At 30.8% G+C, this 17,834-nt stretch carries 14 protein-coding genes; 2 read left to right on the forward strand and 12 right to left on the reverse strand.

Annotation, left to right across the window (positions count from 1 at the left end):
- Positions 1-80: 80 nt before the first annotated feature.
- The 8 genes from infC to I6U51_RS02350 all read right to left on the reverse strand — a co-directional run bounded on the left by infC (position 81) and on the right by I6U51_RS02350 (position 8,325).
- Positions 81-587 carry a translation initiation factor IF-3 gene (infC, locus tag I6U51_RS02315; protein ID WP_211141069.1) on the reverse strand — a complete coding sequence of 169 codons (507 nt, stop codon included), beginning with the start codon at positions 585-587 and terminating at the stop codon, positions 81-83.
- A gap of 352 nt (positions 588-939) precedes the next feature.
- Positions 940-2,940, reverse strand: coding sequence for an ABC transporter ATP-binding protein (locus tag I6U51_RS02320; RefSeq protein WP_211140986.1), 2,001 nt, complete (start codon positions 2,938-2,940; stop codon positions 940-942).
- An 84-nt stretch (positions 2,941-3,024) separates the two neighbouring features.
- Positions 3,025-4,752 carry an ABC transporter ATP-binding protein gene (locus tag I6U51_RS02325; protein WP_211140987.1) on the reverse strand — a complete coding sequence of 576 codons (1,728 nt, stop codon included), beginning with the start codon at positions 4,750-4,752 and terminating at the stop codon, positions 3,025-3,027.
- A gap of 30 nt (positions 4,753-4,782) precedes the next feature.
- Positions 4,783-5,235 carry a MarR family winged helix-turn-helix transcriptional regulator gene (locus I6U51_RS02330; RefSeq protein ID WP_211140988.1) on the reverse strand — a complete coding sequence of 151 codons (453 nt, stop codon included), beginning with the start codon at positions 5,233-5,235 and terminating at the stop codon, positions 4,783-4,785.
- Between the two features lie 392 nt (positions 5,236-5,627).
- Positions 5,628-6,350: an EcsC family protein gene (locus tag I6U51_RS02335; RefSeq protein ID WP_211140989.1), complete on the reverse strand. Its 723-nt coding sequence runs from the start codon at positions 6,348-6,350 to the stop codon at positions 5,628-5,630.
- Positions 6,351-6,437: 87 nt separating this feature from the next.
- Positions 6,438-7,088, reverse strand: a complete 651-nt coding sequence (locus I6U51_RS02340; protein WP_211140990.1) for an ABC-2 transporter permease — start codon at positions 7,086-7,088, stop codon at positions 6,438-6,440.
- On the reverse strand, positions 7,081-7,947 hold the full coding sequence (locus I6U51_RS02345) for an ABC transporter ATP-binding protein (RefSeq protein WP_211140991.1): 867 nt from the start codon (positions 7,945-7,947) through the stop codon (positions 7,081-7,083). Before I6U51_RS02345 ends, I6U51_RS02340 begins: the two co-directional genes overlap by 8 nt.
- A gap of 3 nt (positions 7,948-7,950) precedes the next feature.
- On the reverse strand, positions 7,951-8,325 hold the full coding sequence (locus I6U51_RS02350; RefSeq protein WP_211140992.1) for a GntR family transcriptional regulator: 375 nt from the start codon (positions 8,323-8,325) through the stop codon (positions 7,951-7,953).
- Positions 8,326-8,619: 294 nt separating this feature from the next.
- Between I6U51_RS02350 and nudC the strand changes: the two genes are divergently transcribed.
- Complete coding sequence (gene nudC, locus I6U51_RS02355) at positions 8,620-9,414, forward strand: NAD(+) diphosphatase (protein ID WP_246517032.1); 795 nt, start codon at positions 8,620-8,622, stop codon at positions 9,412-9,414.
- A gap of 535 nt (positions 9,415-9,949) precedes the next feature.
- Here the strand turns inward: nudC and I6U51_RS02360 are convergent.
- From I6U51_RS02360 to hisS, 3 genes are all read right to left on the reverse strand, one after another.
- Positions 9,950-12,427 carry an ABC transporter substrate-binding protein gene (locus I6U51_RS02360; RefSeq protein WP_211140993.1) on the reverse strand — a complete coding sequence of 826 codons (2,478 nt, stop codon included), beginning with the start codon at positions 12,425-12,427 and terminating at the stop codon, positions 9,950-9,952.
- Between the two features lie 256 nt (positions 12,428-12,683).
- Entirely contained in the window at positions 12,684-13,988 is a 1,305-nt protein-coding gene (locus tag I6U51_RS02365) for a hemolysin family protein (protein ID WP_211140994.1), read from the reverse strand.
- Positions 13,989-14,272: 284 nt separating this feature from the next.
- Complete coding sequence (gene hisS, locus I6U51_RS02370; protein ID WP_211140995.1) at positions 14,273-15,589, reverse strand: histidine--tRNA ligase; 1,317 nt, start codon at positions 15,587-15,589, stop codon at positions 14,273-14,275.
- Positions 15,590-16,028: 439 nt separating this feature from the next.
- Between hisS and I6U51_RS02375 the strand changes: the two genes are divergently transcribed.
- Positions 16,029-16,820 (forward strand): Cof-type HAD-IIB family hydrolase, encoded by a 792-nt coding sequence (locus I6U51_RS02375; protein WP_211140996.1) that lies wholly within the window; start codon positions 16,029-16,031, stop codon positions 16,818-16,820.
- Positions 16,821-16,911: 91 nt separating this feature from the next.
- On the opposite strand, the gene I6U51_RS02380 is transcribed toward I6U51_RS02375, so the two are convergent.
- Positions 16,912-17,778: a LysR family transcriptional regulator gene (locus I6U51_RS02380; RefSeq protein WP_211140997.1), complete on the reverse strand. Its 867-nt coding sequence runs from the start codon at positions 17,776-17,778 to the stop codon at positions 16,912-16,914.
- Between the last annotated feature and the right edge of the window lie 56 nt (positions 17,779-17,834).

Consider the following 17,834-nt stretch of genomic DNA (forward strand, 5'->3'; position numbering starts at 1 on the left):
GTAGACATCCTACAAGAAGATTAAATTTACTTTATTGTACACATATAAATAAATTCGCTAATTGTTATCAATATAATTTATTATTTTTTTGGGGCTAAAATCAAAATCATATTGTTTCCCTCTAATTTAGCTGGTTTCTCGATTATACCAACATCTCCTATCTTAGAGATAAACATATCAAAAACTTCTTTTCCTACATGAGTGTAATTGTTTTGTCTTCCTCTAAATCTAATTGATACCTTAACTTTATTTTCGTTTTGTAGGAATTTTTTAGCGTTATTAGCCTTAACATCTATATCATGTTCTTCAATGCTAGGACTCAATCTTATTTCTTTGATATCAATAGTTTTTTGTTTTTTTCTATTTTCCTTTTCTTTTTTGCTTTGTTCATAAAGGAATTTATTATAATCCATTATTTTACACACTGGTGGATTAACTGCTGGAGAAATCATTACTAAATCCAGGTTTCTTTCTATAGCCATCTTTAATGCTTCGCTAGTAGAAATTATTTGAGTCTCCTCTTCTCCTACCAATCTTATCTCTTTTGCTCTAATATTTTCATTTAAATTTGCATTTCTATTTATAATGCAACACCTCCAAATTTTTGTTTTATACGCATATCTTTATATATAGTTATTATTCGCGATACTATATATTCCTACTCTTTCAATTTAAACATTTATATAGTTTAATTTATCATAATGCTCATTTATTACTATGTGTACTTGTTTTATCCTACCATTATCTTATAATAAAGTCTATCTTTTTCTAATTTAACTACAAAAATATATATAATTATTTAAGGCATAATCAAATAAATAATAGGCCAGTATTCTCGCATCTTTGGTTTCTTATTCTCTTCATATGCCTAAAATAAAAAACTGCACAGAAAAAATCTGCAGCAGTTTTTTATTTATATATCAATAACACTAGCTAGGCTTAAATAGCCTGTTCCCCTAGATTTTTGCCTGTGAATTGACTGTTGTAAAGATCAGCATAAAAGCCTCCTTTATCAAGGAGCTCATTATGGTTACCTTGTTCAATGATTTTACCATTGTTCATTACAAGTATCAAATCTGCATCTTTTATTGTAGATAATCTATGGGCAATAACAAAGCTGGTTCTTCCCTTCATAAGGTTAGTCATAGCCTTTTGTATCTGAACTTCAGTTCTTGTGTCAACACTACTTGTTGCCTCATCGAGAATTAGTATTGCAGGATCCGCAAGTATAGCACGAGCAATAGTTAAAAGCTGCTTTTGACCTTGTGATATATTAGATGCTTCTTCGTTTAATACAGTATTGTACCCTTCAGGAAGCGTTCTAATAAAGTGATCAGCATGAGCAGCCTTTGCTGCTTTGATGACATCCTCGTCTGTTGCACCTCTGCGTCCATAAGCAATATTGTCTTTTATAGTACCATTAAAAAGCCATGTATCTTGAAGAACCATACCGAACATAGTACGCAAGTCTCCACGTTTTAAATCCCTAACGTCTACATCGTCGATAGTAATTTTTCCATCGTTTATTTCATAAAAACGCATTAGTAGGTTTATTAATGTAGTTTTACCTGCGCCGGTTGGACCTACTATTGCTATTGTCTCTCCTTCTTTTACATCTATATTCATATCTTCTATGAGGGTAACATTTTCTTTGTAACCGAATTTAACATTTTCAAATTTAACCTCACCTTTTACTGGTGCTATTACCTTTGTGCTATTATCATCTAAATTTCTTTCTAGTATTTGATTATTTTTAAAGTCAACGATTTTAGCATCTTCTCTATCTGGAATTTCTTCAACTTCATCTAATAATTCAAATACACGCTCAGCTGCTGCTATAGTAGACTGAAGAATATTAGCTATATTTGCAGTCTGAACAATCGGTTGACCAAATTGTCTTGCATACTGAATAAATGCCTGGATATCTCCAATTTCAATTTTCTTTTTAGTAACAAAAATTCCTCCAACAACACAAACGAGAACATAACCTATATTGTTAATAAAGTTCATTAAAGGCATAATTATACCGGAGATAAACTGAGCCTTCCATCCTACATTGTACAGTCTTTCATTAATGCTATTAAACTCATTTATTGATTTTTCTTCATGTCCAAAAGCTTTTACTATTTTATGTCCAGTATACATCTCTTCTACATGGCCATTTAGTTCTCCAATAGTTTTCTGCTGTTCTACAAAATATTTTTGTGAACGCTTTGCTATAGTTGTTGTAACAATTATAGATAGTGGCAATGTTATAAGAGTAACAAGTGTCAACGTTACGCTTATTGATAACATCATTACAATGATACCCACTATAGTTACAACTGAAGTGATAAGTTGAGTCAAACTCTGCTGTAATGTAGTTGATATGGTATCAACATCATTTGTAACACGACTTAATATCTCTCCATGTGTACGTGAATCAAAATATTTAAGAGGTAAACGTGCAAGTTTATTGTTTAAGTCGTTACGCATATTAAATACAGTTTTCTGCGCAACACCAGCCATGACATACTGTTGAATATAACTGAATGCTGCACTGATAACATATAAACCAATTAGATAAAGTATTATTTGCCCAATATAATTAAAGTCAACACTTGGAACTCCCTGTTGCTTTAATTGAAGTAATAGCTGGGGATTCGCACCTTTTTTTACTGCTGAAGCTGCTGCATTCAACTTTTCATAGTACATATATTTATTCATCAAGCCTTCAAATAACTTGGTTGTAGCTTTTCCCATTATCTTAGGACTAACAATACTAAAAATAGTACTTAAAATAGCTGTTATAAACACTACAATAAGATTTATCTTATGTGGTGCTAGGTATTTTATAAGCCTTTTCATCGTTCCCTTAAAATTTTTGGCTTTTTCTGCTGGCATTCCCATGGCCATACCTCCACCCATAGGACCTCTTCCAGCTCTTCTTTTTTCACCCATAATAATATCCTCCTTCTATGCATAAGGCCAGTTAGCTTTTAGTGATTTATTCTTCTGCTTCTAAAAGTCTAGTAGATGCTTGCTTTATGCTAATTCCTCCTCTGATAACTGTGAAGATACTATCTCGCGATATATCTCGCAATCATTTAAAAGGGCTTTATGTGTGCCGATTCCTGCAATTCTACCTTCATCTAACACTATAATTCTATCCGCATCTATTACAGTGCTGACTCTTTGAGCAACAATAATTGCTGTTGAATCCTTTATTTCTGATTTTAAAGCTGCTCTAAGCTTTGCATCAGTTTTAAAATCTAGTGCTGAAAAGCTATCGTCAAATATAAATATCTCCGGTCTTCTAACAAGTGCACGAGCAATGGCCAGACGCTGCTTTTGTCCTCCGGAAACATTACTACCACCTTGAGCAATCATGGAATCATATCCCTCTTTCATATTAGATACAAATTCCGATGCTTGAGCAATTTCTGCTGCATGCCTAATCTCCATATCATTTGCATCCTCTTTTCCATATCTGATATTGTCAGATATGGTTCCAGTAAACAATACAGCCTTTTGTGGAACAAAACCAATTTTTTTTCTAAGGTTTTCTTGGGACATTTCTCTAATATCCATTCCGTCAACTAAAATACTGCCACTATCAATATCATAGAAGCGGGGTATGAGGCTTATTAGTGTGGATTTACCAGAACCTGTTCCGCCAATAATGGCAGTTATTTCACCAGGTTTTGCACTAAATGAAATATTGCTTATCGCTGGCTGCTCTGCACCAGGATAACTAAAGGTAACATCCTTAAATTCTATATACCCTCTCTCTTTCTCAGTATTTTTTGGTTCTGTAGGATCATTAATTTCAGGTTTCATATCAAGCACTTCGTTAATTCTTACTGCTGAAGCCTCAGCACGAGGTATCATAACAAACATCATAGAAACCATAATTAAGGAAAACATTATCTGCATAGCATATTGAATAAATGCCATCATATCTCCTACCTGCATTTTTCCACTATCAATACGTATTCCACCAAACCAAACTATTGCAACACTTGTAAGGTTCATCATTATTATCATAGCAGGCATTAAAACTGCCATTATTTTATTAACTTTAATAGCAGTGTTGGTTAAATCAGAATTAGCTTCAGTAAATCGTATCTTTTCATCATCTATACGATTAAAAGCACGTATTACTCTTATTCCTATAAGATTCTCACGTACAACAAGATTTAACTTATCTAATTTTACCTGCATTGCTTTAAATAATGGAACTCCCTTAGTTGCAACTAGCGCAATTATACCTGCAAGAACAGGAATAACTACTACGAGAATAAGTGACAACTCTGCATCTTTTGAGACAGCCATAATAATACCACCTATACACATAAGTGGTGCACTAATCATCATACGCAATATTAATATTGTTACTTGTTGTACTTGCATAATATCATTTGTAGTTCTTGTAATAAGTGACGCTGTACCTACTTTATCAAATTCATTTAAAGAAAAACTTTCTGCTCTTGAAAAAACTTCTTTTCTAATATCTCGACCAAACTTTGTTGCAACTTTTGATGAGAAAAAACTTGCCAAAATTGTACAAACACCGCTGACTGCTGCTACAATAAGCATAAATCCGCCGATTCTCAATATATAGTTAGTATCTCCCTTGACAATACCAGTGTTAACTATATCTGACATTAACGTAGGGAGGTATAATTCTGCAATAGATTGAAAGAATAAAAGAACTAAAATACCTGTTACAACCATTGCATATGGCTTTAAAAATCTAAATAATTTAAACATAATTATCATCTCCAATTACTAAAACTATAGTTATATTTCAGTTTTTCTATCGCATACTTTCATAAGATTATCTCTGACTTGCATTAGCAATCTACGAAGTAATATTTCTTCCTCTGAGGTAAAATTACTAAAGCATTCCGAATTTATAATCTTCATAACTTCTTTTACCTCTTCGCAAACTTCCCCTCCTTTTTCTGTAATATAAACTCGCGAAATTCGCTGATCAGTAGCATCTGCTTTTCGTTCTAAAAGCCCTGCCTTTTCCATCCTATTTAACATGACTGTAGCTGTAGCTGGCTTAATGTTAAGCTTATTTGCCAATTCTTTCTGACTCTGTCCATCTTTCTTATATAATGAAAATAGCATACCTGGTTGACCAGGGTACACCCCTACTTTATCAAGCAATGTATGAGTACGGTGATAGTGAAGTTTTATTACTTGAGCAAAAACATGATATAATGAATCATCTTGAAAACATTCCATAAAGTCACCTCCAATTTACTTAGCCGTCTAACTATATTTTATAATATCATCACTTTTTATTTTAGTCAATAAACTCAGCAAATACTTGCATAGTAAGTTATTCCAGAAAACGTTATCTTCATTATTAATTTACAAATTTAGTTTGTTGTCTAAGTATATTGTTGAATTATTCTAACTATATTACTGTAATATTATTTGTCACATTACTATATTTATCCGATATATATTATTAATTATGGCCATTTTAAAAATACTTTTTAGTTTACATATTAATAAGAGTTTATGAAGTTATATTAGATTCAACAGCTAAGCTTAGATTTTAATAATGACATTAAAAATAACAAATGAGCTGTCTCATAATATATAGATAACATTATGAGACAACCCATTTGTTATTTGTCTTTAAAAATTCTCATTCTATAAGCGTTCATTGCAGTTTCACCAAGCTTATCTAATAATTGATAGTTGGCATAAGCTCCAACCACAGCTCCAATTCCCGGAACTAACTGAAGCATTTTTGCTAAGTCGATATAGTCTCTATATTCCTGCTGAAAAGTTCTCCAATCAAAGGAATTTACATCTTCCGGAAGATGTTTAACATAGTTTTCCCAGTCTGCAATTTCTAAATAAACTCGTGATCTTCTCTCAGGACTTGAAAAAGCCAACTGAAATATATATAAAATATATAATCTTTCTTTGTAATTTGCTGCATTAAAACCATATAAGCTTGCTACCTCAAATAAAAACTTTATTTTTATGCTTAAAAGTATTGGAAAGTCTGCTAATCCTAGAAGCAATCCCCCTGCTCCTGTACCTGCACCACTTAAAACAGCAGCTTTTCTATAAGAATTTAACTTTTCCTTAACTAGTCTTTCTCTTTCTTCTAAAGATACATTCATTAGAGGTAACTTTGTTGTAAATTCAGAACCTAGAAGTACTACTTTCACCGTATTTTTTATTGCTTCTGTAATTACTATATTTGCTTTATCAGGTATTAGGTTATTAACTTTGTTTTGCAGCCCTTTAGTTACCTTACTTGTAAACGATGGTTTCTTTAACATTTTTTTCTGCCATAATTTTAGTTCATCTATAGCTTGCTCTGTGTAATTATTCATGCTTACTCCTTAAAATATTTAATTAATTATCAAAATTAGGTTTAATATTATATTAAGGCATTTTAATGAAATTTGGAATATCCTTACTTAAAATTCCCTGCTTTCATATAACTTAACGGATAGTAAGAAAGAGCCTAAAATCATGATTATTATAGCACCTAAAAGATATACTAATATTTGCATATCAGATTTACTAGTAAAGAAATTTACTATAGTTTTTATAAATATATTACTTTGAGCCTTACTTATTATTTTTGTAAATCCTGCTCCCAGGAAGAAAACAAGAAAAAACATTACAAAGATAACAACTCTAGATTTTGTATATCCAACCCTAAAGAGAACAGGAATGTATATACCATTTAAAAGAGTTATTGCAAAGAGTGCACCTATTATTTCTTCTAAAGTAACAGAATGTATTGTAATAGGAGATCCTAATAACCTAACTACAATTGCTGTAAGGAAATATGCAGCTACCCCTATTCCAAAGTATATAAAAACAGAAAGATATTTTGCCAATACAATATTTCTTCTTTTTATAGGTAAACTATTTAACATAATATCTGATTTATTTTTTTCCTCTAGTGAAAATCCTGTTATGACGAGAATATAGCTCATCATCACCATTGCTGAAACAAAACTTGCTTCTTTGAGGAACACTATTAGAAATAGCATATATACAAAGGTAAATAACACTGTCTTTTTTTGTATCAAAATATCTTTTATGATAAGATTAAACATTTAACTCCCTCCTTGTAAAATACAACATCACATCTTCTAGAGTCGGTTTTTCTATGATGATACCATTGTTAATGAATCTGTTTATACTATTTCGATTTTTTACTAGTGCCTCAAAGCCAAATTGATTTTCTTTTATACCAACGAAATTTTTTCTCGTATCTTCATTTAAAAACTCTTTCTTTCCTTTTACTAGTCCATAGCAATCTAGAATTTCATCCTTAGTCGTACTGAATAATATTTCTCCATCGTTAATTAAAGTTACATAATCAGCTATTTTATCTAAATCTGATGTAATGTGTGTTGAAAAGAAGATGCCTTTATTTTCATCTTGTATTAAATAAGAGAATATATCTAGCAACTCATTTCTTATCAATGGGTCTAATCCCGAAGTTGGTTCATCCATAATAATAAGTTCCGCTTGATGAGAAAGTGCAATAGCTAGAGAAAATTTCATTTTCATTCCTTTTGATAGTTCTTTTATCTTTTTCTTAGGTGATAGAGTAAATTCTTTTAAATATCTATTAAAACATTCATTACTCCAGTTTTTATATAGAGGAGCAATGATTCTCTTCATTTCAGAAATAGTTAACTCCTCATAAAAGTAATTTTCATCATAGACAAAGCCAATTCTATTTTTAATTTCATTTTCATTTTTGACGTTGTCTAATCCAAAAACTTTTATCTCTCCAGCATCCTTCTTTAGCAGATTCATTATTAATTTAATAGTGGTACTTTTACCTGCTCCATTAGGACCAATAAACCCCATAATAAATCCTTTTTCAAGAGTAAAACTGATATTTTTTAGAGAAAAATCCTTAAAATCTTTTTTCAAATTTTTTATTTCTAAAATTGGTGCCATTTATTAAACCTCCTCATAGAAAAGCTTAAGCATTTCTTTCATTTCTTCTAAAGATAAATTTATACTTTTTCCTGCAGTAATCGCTTCCAAAAGTTTTTCTTCCACCATCTTCAATCTAGTTTCTCGCATAAGTTCCTTATTTTGTGCAGCTACATAAGTGCCTTTGCCAGGTATTGTTACAATATACCCATCTTTTTCAAGTTCATCATAAGCTCTTTTTGTTGTAATTACACTAATTTGAAGTTCTTTTGCTAAGTTTCTAATTGATGGAAGGCCCTCAGCCTCTGAAAGCTCACCTTTTAAAATTGACTGCTTTATTTGTGTAACAATTTGTGCATATATGGGCTCCTGTGATGAATTAGAAATAATTATATTCATTGTTTTATACCAACCCTCCAGTCAATATATACTGTATATATACATTATATACAGTTAGATATCTAATGTCAACACTTACCAAAGTTTTTGTAGTTTCTTCTATTGTCTGAGGTAAGTGAGTTCATAGAATATTCATAGCAGTTTATTGTTCTGTGCACTGATTTAGTGTGAATTACTTTTACTGAGTGTGAAAATATTTGAATGATTGTCCACTAGATAAATAAATAATGAAAATAATTATTTATTTATGGTATTATTAACATAATAAATTAAATGCAAAAGGTGTGACTAAAGATGAAAAAATTTTATTTTATATTTAATAGCGATGAACTGCTAGTTAGAATTAAAGACAACCACATATCCTTCATCGATGATGATGATATGGATTCCTTAAAAGTTAGTTTAATAAATTCAGATAGTTTTATATCAGAAGATAATAATGAATACATATTTGGAGAATTAGACAAGCAAGTAAGAATTGTTGAGCCCCTTCAATTTATTAAATTTCGCTCACTTATAGCATTACTGGACATTCCTCTATTTAATTTGGCTTCTAGAGCCCTTCACTTACTTAACTGGAATAGAACTTATAAGTATTGTAATAAATGCGGCTCTCCCCTTATGGATAAAGATGATGAAAGAGCAAAAGTCTGCCCTAGCTGTGGTCTAATAGTTTATCCAAGAATATCGCCAGCAATAATAACTGCTGTTGTTAAGGATAACAAACTACTGCTAGCTCATAATGTTAACTTTAATAAAGATGTATACAGTGTCATAGCTGGATTTGTAGAACCTGGAGAATCCTTTGAAGCTTGCGTTGCTAGAGAAGTTTTTGAGGAAATCGGAATACAAGTTAAGAATGTAAAATATTTCGGCAGCCAGCCTTGGCCTTTTCCAGATTCTTTAATGGTAGCATTTACATGTGAGTATAGTAGTGGTGAAATAAAAGTAGACGGAATAGAAATTAGTGATGCAGATTGGTATAGCGTAGAAGAGCTTCCTAAAATACCAGCTAAAGGAAGTATAGCCCGCAATTTAATAGAATGGTTTGTAGATAACCATAGGAGTACAAAACAACAAGCAACTTAATTACCAATAAATAATTTCTTAAAAGTATATATCCATACATCATTAAAAAGAGCGCATACTAATATAGAGTTTCAAACTAGAAAATTGACTTACACAAAGGGCTATGTTTCCAAAGCTGAAGGTAGATTTAAAAATTTTGTGTCAGTCTTAGTGAAGGGTTTTAAGACAACCTTAGCACCTTCGAGTTGGTGAAGAGCCTAAATGGCTTTTCACGAGCGACTTATCAATGTTAATTGATAAGTTGGTCCGACTGAGCATAGCGAGTTTCTCGAAGGTTCTTAGGTCGTCTAAAACACGCACTCTGTGTAAGCGACTATCACCAAATCAAAGATTTGGGATATCTGCTTAAGCTTTAGATTGGCTAAAAGTTTTATATGAAACTCCTCTTCCTTACGTAAGATGAGTAAGCGATTCGCACAAAATCACAGATTTTGGCTCTCTGCTTAACGGACTGAAGCTTGGAAACATAGTCCGGAGTGTAAGTCAATTTTCGGCCTTGAAGCCCTATAGTATGTACTCTTTTAATTTTGAGTAACTATTTTTCTATTATTATATCTTCATATCTAACTATTCCAAGAGGACTAATTCTTACACCAATTACACCTTCTCTTGAAATATGTCCGAGCTGTGGATGATATAAGAATATCCAAGGTGAATCATCAACTATGATTTGCTGTAGCTCTTTATATAATTGAATTCTCTTATCAGGGTTGACAATTTCTTTAGCCTTTTCCATCATTTCTGTAACCTTTGGATTATTGTATCCGGTAAAGTCTGTAAAGTTAGAAGGATTAAACATAGGCTGAAGAAAATTATCCATATCTCCAGTATCTGATATCCATCTGCTTAAGAACAAATCACTTCTATTTATTGATTCTGGATTAAGATATTTATCGGGACTTACCTTCTCCAAAGTACATTCAATACCTACTTCTTTTAAGTCATTTATAATTGATTGTGTTATTTTATAAAAAATAGTCTCGTTACTTTCCTCTCTAATTAAAATTTTAAGCTTCGAGTTTCCTATTAAAGTGCCTTTTCTACTTAAAATTTCTTTTGCTGATCTCTGATTATAGTTAAAGCCTGATAAATACTTATTATCAACCATATTTGGAGGCATAGGTCCCTTAGCTTCCTCTCCAAGGCCTCCTAATATTTCATCTATAATTTTCTTTTTATTAACCGCTAAGTTAAGAGCTTTCCTAATTTCATTATCTTTTGCAAATATGGAATTTGATCGCAAATTAAAGCCAGCATAGTAAGTTCCCATTATGCTTTTGTATTTTATATCTAAGTTCTTAACTTTTGATAACTCTTCTATTTGCTTTTTATTATCTATTGTAACAAAGTCACATTTATTATCAATAAAGCTCTCTATTGACTTTGGCCCTTCAAATCTTACAATAATCTTATCAACATATGGAGAACCACCAAAATAATTATTAAAAGCAGTTAACACACACCTATCTTTTTCTGTACTTTCTAAAATATATGGACCACAGCCAGTTAAGTTCCCTTTCTCAACATCTTCTTTAGCAAGTATTGAGCAAACATATTGTCCAAGGTTAAGTAAAAATCCAGTGTATGGCCTTGTGAGTTTGAGAGAGACTCTGTACCTATCAAGTATTTTTATACCTTTAACTTCTTGTGCAATTCCTTTATTATACTCTTTTGCACCCTCAATTTGTTCTAAGAACCAACTATTAGGAGATTTTAAAGATGGTCTTAATAACCTTTCATATGTATATTTAACATCTTCTGCTGTTATTTCTCTACCATTGTGAAATTTGGCGCCTTTTCTTAAATTAAATATCCATGTTAAGTTGTCATCCTCAACATACCAGCTTTTTGCGATTCCAGGAGTAATTTCTCCGGTAGAACTTATTAGCAGCAATCCACCATGTACATTATATAGAATTTGTCCACTCTGAGTATCAATTGCAAGCTGTGGATCATAACTTAATGGAGCTTCACTTAAAAATGTTGTAAGCACTAATTCAGCTTTCTCATCTGTTTCAATCTTATCTAAAAGCTTAGTAGATATACTTTGTAGATCCTTTGAAACATTTGAAAGAATATTTAGTGAAGTTTTAGTATATTGAGTATTTAGTGATGCTGTTTCTACCATGCCCATAACCTTTTCTGAGGTTCTATTCATTTCTTCTGTAGAAGATATTATGTTCTCAAGGCTTTCCGTCTGTTTTGAAACCGCTGCATTGATTTCCTCTGCCACCTCACTAGTAGTACTTACAGCATTTATTATATTATTAAACACTTCTTTAGTATTTTTCCCAATATTACTTCCCTCTAATACTTTGTCCATGCTTTTATTCATGGCTCCTATAGTTTCATCTATACTATTATTTATTTCATTAATAGTATTTGATATATGTCCAGCTGATTCTGCACTTCTCTGAGCAAGATTTTTAACTTCTTGAGCAACCACTGCAAATCCTCTTCCAGCTTCTCCTGCTCTAGCTGCTTCAATAGATGCATTTAAAGATAAAAGATTTGTATGATTTGCTATATCTTTAATAATTGCAAGCATTTCATTTATATGAGCTGCTTTTAAACTTAAATCGTTTACTACTTTTTTAGCATTTTGAACGGATAACTCAATTTCATTCATAGCTGATATAGAGCTGTCTACTGCATTACTACCTTCTCTAGCTATTTCCATTGTCTGTTCCGCTATACGTTTTGAGTTTTCAGTACTTGCAAAAACTTCCTCCGCTAATGCTGAGTAATTACTTATTTCATTGACAACCTTCTCAATAGACTCCTTTTGTATTTCAGCATTTTTAGCAATATCTTGTGTTAATGATATTAAGTTTTCAGCTGCAAAACCAGTTTCTTCAATTTTATCGTTTATTCTTGTTACTATGCATTTTTGATTGTGTTTTAAAAGACTTAATTCATTTCCATTTTGTATGTTATGCAGAGTTTCGTTTTCAAGTGGTCTATAAGCAGCTTTCTTATCTAGGTTTTCTTTATTTTTTTTCCATCCAAGCATTAATTTCACCTCATTTGACTATTGCAACTACTTTATTCTACAATATTTTAGCATATTTTTCAAAACATTTTCTCTGCATTTTGCTTATTGATATTTTTCGCAACAAAAACTACTTATAAAGATAAATTTGCTAATTTTTTTGCTATGTTTTTTAAAACTTCATTATGTTTTAATTATTTAAATAATTACTTTTAAACAAAAAAGATGCTGGTTTAACCCAGCATCCAATGTCTAAACAATATTTATATTATATTTATTAGCCTATATAAACTTTAAGTTCTTCTATTCTTTTTTCATTTACCTTCTCAATCTTAAACTTTAAGTTATCATATTCAATAGTGCTATCATCGTCATCTTTAGGTATAGTTCCTAAAAGTGTCACTACGAATCCTCCTATAGTGTCTATATCATCTGAAGGTAAGTTAATATTTAAACTTTCGTTAACTTCATCTATTGGTATTAACCCATTAATTAAATAGGTATTTGAATCGATTTTTTTAATGTAATCTGTATTTTCATCATACTCATCAAATATATTTCCCATAATTTCTTCAATTAAGTCTTCTATTGTTACGATACCTGAAAATCCTCCATATTCATCAATCAATATGGCCATATGATTATTGGTACTCTGTAATTCTCTGAATAAAGCGTCTATATTCTTAGTCTCTGGAACAAAATGAGGCTGTCTCAGAAGAGTTTTTATATTTATATTTTCAATATCTTTATTTTTTAATTGAATAAATAGATCTTTCATATATAAAACACCAATAATATTATCAATGTCGTTTTCATATATAGGTATTCTTGAATATTGTTCTTCCGATATTTGATTTAAGAGCTCGTCAATTGGAGTACCTAACTCTAAAGCAAATACATTTATTCTTGGAGTCATTATTTCCTTAGCTAAGGTGTCATCGAATTTAAAAATGCTATCTATCATGTCCTTTTCAATTTCATTAATAACTCCATTCTCTTCTCCAACCTTAATCATTGAGCGTATTTCTTCCTCTGATACTTTTTCTTCAAGGTTGTCTAAATTCATGCCAAATATTTTAACTAGTATATTTGTTGATGCTGTGAGCATTTTTACAAATGGAGAAGTGATTTTAGATACAAATAATATTGGTTTAATTGCAAACATAGCTATTTGTTCTGATTTTTGTAATGCAATTCTTTTTGGAAACAGTTCTCCAAAAACCAAAGTGACATATGACAGAAGCACTGTTATAACAACAACAGATATTTCATTACTTCCTGGTATACTAAACTTATTCAGTACATTTGAAAGATGTTTTGATATATTTGTTGCTGCAGATGCACTGGCTAAAAAGCCTGCCAAGGTAATTCCTACCTGAATTGTAGCTAAAAATTTACTAGGCTCATTTAAAAGTTTTAGCAAATACTTTGCTTTTACATTACCTTCTTCAGCAAGATGGTTAACTTTATTCTTGTTTAAAGAAACTATCGCCATCTCCGAGGCTGCAAAAAAAGCATTGATTAGAACTAAAACCAAAATCAATAATAGCTCTAGTAAAATACTACTCGGACCATTGTCCATTAATTATTCCCCCTAACACAAATAAGAAATATAGAGTAAATTATAACATAAATTCGTCTGATATTAAAATATCGTAGACAATCAAATGCTACGTATAATCTCATTTATTCGCTTTAACAGACAAATACATAATATTATATAAGGAATTTATGGCTTTTATTCTTAAAACATCTTAAAATCTTTGAATTTTGGAAGCATTTATAAAAATCAAAATAAAACTGGCACTTAATACATGCCAGCTTTTAGATTTATTCGATATTTACTCTGAAATTTAAAAATTCTGCTTATAATTTTACTTTATTAATTATTTCTTCTATAGATAAACTAAATTGTTCACCAGTGTTCATATCTTTTAGTGTTAATATTTTGCTGTTAACTTCTTCTTCACCAATTATTATGACAAATGGTATTCTTAGCTTATTGGCATATGAAAGTTTTTTATTAAATTTGTTATTTTCTAAGTAAACTTCTGAAATAATATTATTTTCCCTTAATTCTTTAACAACTTCTACTGAGTATCCCATAGTTTCTCCCATAGGGACAACTAGCACCTTCGTTAAAGATGAAGAGGCATTTTCTTTTAGGATTCCAAGTTCTCTTAGTTGAGAGAACAATCTAGTTAACCCTATAGATATTCCAACACCTTGAAGCTTTTGATTAGTGTAATGCCCTGCTAGATCCTCGTAACGGCCACCAGAACATATTGATCCGATATTAGGGTAATCATCAAGCATTGTTTCATAAACTGTTCCAGTGTAGTATTCTAGTCCTCTTGCTATTTTTAAATCTATAATATAATTTTTTTCTGGAACTCCAAAACATCCAATATAGTAAATAACCTTAGAAAGTTCATCTAGACCAAGCTTAAAGTCTTCATTTTCAATATTTAGCTCTGCTAGTGAATTTAATATTTCCTGATTACTTCCCTTTATATCAATAAAATTAATTATCTTATCAACAGCAGCTTCATCTAATCCTAACTCCTTCAGTTCTCCGCAAACTGCCTCCATACCTATTTTATCTACCTTATCAATGATTCTTAATACCTCTACACCATTTAAAATTCCGAGGTAGCTAAAAAATCCATTTAAGATTTTTCTATTATTTATGCGTATTTTAAAAGAACTTAATCCAATTTCTGTGAATATTGAATATATTATGCTTGGAATCTCTGCATCATTAACTATGCTTAATTCTCCATTGTTAATAATATCTATGTCGCATTGATAAAACTCGCGGTAACGTCCTTTCTGATTTCTTTCACCTCTAAATACCTTACCTATTTGATATCTGCGGAATGGAAAAGTTAAATCAGACATATGCTGAGCAGAATATCTAGCAAAAGGAACTGTTAAGTCAAATCTCAATGATATATCATTGCTTCCTTTAGTAAATCTATAAATTTGCTTATCAGTTTCTTGCCCTCCCTTAGCTAATAATATTTCTGTCTTTTCGATTATAGGAGTATCCATAGGTATAAAACCGCCTTTTTCATAATTACTCCTAATAATATCCATAATATTATTAAATACAATTTGATCCGCTGGTAGTAACTCCATGAATCCTGGTAAAGTTGATGGTTTAATAAATTGTTTTTCCATTTTCATTCCTCCTGAATTATTTTCTATTTTATTTACATAAAAAACCCATGCAGGTTTTGTACCTACATGGGTGATAATTTACTAAATTAACTATCATCACCATAGATACAACTGCTATAAATTCAAGCAGACCTACATCTATGGTTATTTTCCATGACGTAAGTCTCTACTAATGATGGTGATAAGTTGTTTTAAACATTATAATTAAGTTCTGCATAATTTTTTCTCCTAAATATATAATATTTATAATTATAATATATCACATTAAATTATTAAAGTACAATATTCCTTTTTTATTATTATATGCATTATTTATGATAACTTGCTTTTTTATATTAAATTGCAGCAAATCTTGATGGTTTGCCATTAAAATGTGGATTTTTTAAAAAGGTCATATTATAATAAAGCTCTACACTATGGAAGAAAGAGGTTGATCTATATGATAAAGCTTATAGCAAGTGACATGGATGGTACATTATTAAATGAACATGACAAATTAAATGAAGAATTTTTTCATATAATAGAGAAACTTAAGGAAAGAAATATAATATTCGTTGCCGCAAGTGGCAGGCAATACTTCAATCTTGAAAACAAATTTTCTAGAGTAAAGAATGATATAATATTCGCCGCTGAAAATGGAAGTTTTGTACTTTATGAAGGTGAAGAAATATACTCAAGTATATTAGATAAGAACGTAGTTAAGGAACTTATTAAAATCGGAAGAGAACTTGATGGCTGTGAGATAATATTATGTGGCAAAAAATCAGCATATATTGAGAAAAACTATAAAAATTTTATAGATGAGGTTGAAAGATATTATCTAAAATATGAAGTTGTTGATGACCTTTATGAAGTTGATGATGATATTTTAAAATTCACACTATGCGATTTTAAAGGATCTGCTGAGAATTCAAACAATGTATTTAAGCCAATTTGGGGAGAGTCTCTTCAAATTACTGTATCTGGACAAATTTGGCTTGATATTATTAATAAGGATGTAAATAAAGGTGTATCAATTAAATACATTCAAGAAAAGTTAAATATAACTGCTGAAGAGACAATGGTTTTTGGTGATTATTTTAATGATGTAGAAATGTTTAAATCCGCTTACTACAGTTATGCAATGGCTAATGCACCTGAAGAAGTTAAAAAACATGCTAGATTTGCTGCTAAAAGCAATAGAGAAAATGGAGTATTGGAAGTTATAAAAAATGAGGTTTTAAACAAGTAGTAAATAAGTTGATCGCTGAATGCTTATTATATTTTAATATAACATAAAACCTATTGAAAACATTTAATAGGTTTTATGTTTATTTTATATGTTACACCTCAAAGAATTCTAAAAAATGTTTAGCTGCAGTTGATAAGTATCTGTCTTTTCTCCATATTGCTGCTATGCTTGTTTCTAAAGATGGTTCACTAATATCTTTATATTTTAAATTTGTGCTCTTAACAAGCTCCAATGCAGTTTTAGGTACAATGGCTATGCCAATGCCGGATTGAGCCCATAACAATGTGGTTCTCGCATCATCGTTTTTACAAATTATTTTTGCTTCAAATCCTACCTTGAGACAAGACTCAGATATTATCTTTTCAAACCTTCTATATATAATTAATGGTTTGTCTATTAAATCAGCAAGAGATATAGATTTGTTTTCTTCAAGCCAGTTACAGTCTTTAGCATATACTGCTATCATAGGTTCTTTTGATAGAAATCTTACTTCAAATTCATCTGTATTAAAAGGGGTTCTCACAATTCCAATTTCTATTACACCATTATTTAATATCTCTAATATTCTAAAAGTGTTTCCTTCCCATACCTCAAAACTTACACCAGGATACTCGCTATGAAAGCTTTTTATCCTCTCTGGAAGAAGTGTAGCTCCAGAAGAGGATACTGTACCGATAGATAAAGTTCCCTTTAGTCCAGTACTAAAATCCTTTAATTCTTTAACTGTAGACTGTGCTAGCTCTAGCATTTGTTCAGCTCTATTACGTAATATTTTACCGGCATCTGTTAGTTGAATTTTACGACTTCCTCTTTCAACAAGCTTAACGCCTAGCTCTTCCTCAAGCAGTTTTAGATGGTAACTAAGTGGCGGTTGAGCAATATTTAATCTTTTCGCAGCTCCTGTTATTTGCCCTTCTTCGGCTATTGCAAGAAAATATTTAAGCTGTTTTATATCCATAAAGTCATCACCTCTGATATACAATTTTTATATTGAATTGATATATATTTAATATT

It is taken from the genome of Clostridium aciditolerans, assembly GCF_016316925.1.
In the GTDB taxonomy this organism is placed as follows: domain Bacteria; phylum Bacillota; class Clostridia; order Clostridiales; family Clostridiaceae; genus Clostridium_AM; species Clostridium_AM aciditolerans.